Origin of the sequence: Halorubrum sp. SS7, from assembly GCF_005435055.1 — an archaeon.
GTDB lineage: Archaea > Halobacteriota > Halobacteria > Halobacteriales > Haloferacaceae > Halorubrum > Halorubrum salinarum.
Window position 1 is genome coordinate 1 of the sequence record NZ_SGXV01000737.1, and the last position, 219, is coordinate 219.

Sequence of the window (219 nt, forward strand, 5' to 3'; positions counted from 1 at the left end):
ACCGTGGCGGTGGAACGGGAGACGCCGAACGGGACGAACGCGGCTTCCGAGACGTTCGCGCCGCGTCCGGACGGGAATCACACCGTCGACTTCACCGACGGGACGGTCAACGGCGAGCCGTTCGACGCGCTCGTCTGGGCCGAGGGCGTCCAGACCGGAACCGACCCGTACGATGTCCGGTACGAGAACGGCGACGAGGCTCGGGGGACGTACCACCTT

At 68.9% G+C, this 219-nt stretch carries 1 pseudogene; it reads left to right on the forward strand.

What is annotated here, in order from left to right:
• Window positions 1-219: pseudogene (locus EXE44_RS19765) on the forward strand (hypothetical protein); the annotation flags it as partial.